Origin of the sequence: Ensifer sp. NM-2 (assembly GCF_003024455.1) — a bacterium.
Taxonomy (GTDB): domain Bacteria; phylum Pseudomonadota; class Alphaproteobacteria; order Rhizobiales; family Rhizobiaceae; genus Ensifer; species Ensifer canadensis.
In genome coordinates this window covers 1-1034 of record NZ_PVZR01000061.1, presented here as the reverse complement: position 1 = coordinate 1034, position 1034 = coordinate 1, and the positions used below count along the sequence as shown (strand labels likewise).

Below are 1034 nucleotides of genomic sequence, written 5' to 3'. Positions count from 1 at the left end.
CGCAAAATCATCGCCTACATGAATGCCGAGCTTGGCGCCGGCTTCGTGACGGACGAAGGCCTCGTCGGCGGTTCTGCCTATGACGCCCACGGCCAGGCGATTTCGGAAGGGGACATGGCCAAGGCGCTTGCAGCCGACGCCGTGCTGTTTGGTGCCGTCGGCGGTCCGAAGTGGGATGCCGTGCCTTACGAGGTCCGTCCCGAAGCCGGTCTCTTACGCCTGCGCAAGGACCTGCAGCTGTTTGCCAACCTGCGCCCGGCCATCTGCTATCCGGCGCTTTCCGCCGCATCGTCGCTGAAGCCGGAACTGGTCGAAGGCCTCGACATCCTGATCGTGCGCGAGTTGACCGGCGGTGTCTATTTCGGCGAGCCGAAGGAAATCATCGATCTCGGCAACGGCCAGAAGCGCGGCATCGACACCCAGGTCTACGACACCTACGAGATCGAGCGCATCGCCGGCGTTGCCTTCGAACTGGCCCGCACCCGCAACAACCGCGTCTGCTCGATGGAAAAGCGCAACGTCATGAAGTCGGGCGTGTTGTGGAACCAGGTGGTGACCGAAACCCACAAGGCGAAATATTCCGATGTCCAGCTCGAGCATATGCTGGCCGATGCCGGCGGCATGCAGCTGGTGCGCCAGCCCAAGCAGTTCGACGTCATCGTCACCGACAACCTGTTCGGCGACATGCTGTCGGACGTGGCGGCGATGCTGACCGGCTCGCTCGGCATGCTGCCTTCGGCCTCGCTCGGTGCACCGGATGGTGTCACCGGCAAGCGCAAGGCGCTCTACGAGCCGGTGCACGGTTCGGCCCCTGACATTGCCGGCAAGGGCATCGCCAACCCGATCGCCATGATCGCCTCGTTTGCCATGTGCCTGCGCTACTCCTTCAACCTGGTGACGGAAGCCGACAACCTGGAAAAGGCGATCGCCACCGTGCTCGACAAGGGCATCCGCACCGGCGACATCATGGCCGAAGGCGCACGCCAGGTCGGAACCGTCGAAATGGGCGAAGCCATCCTCTCCGAGTTCAAGGC

Annotated in this window: 1 protein-coding gene; it reads left to right on the top strand. The window is 63.6% G+C overall.

Going from position 1 to position 1034, the window contains the following annotated elements; translation table 11 throughout:
- A partial coding sequence (leuB, locus tag C6558_RS38720; RefSeq protein WP_107028842.1) for a 3-isopropylmalate dehydrogenase occupies positions 1 to 1034 on the top strand: 1034 nt, incomplete at both ends.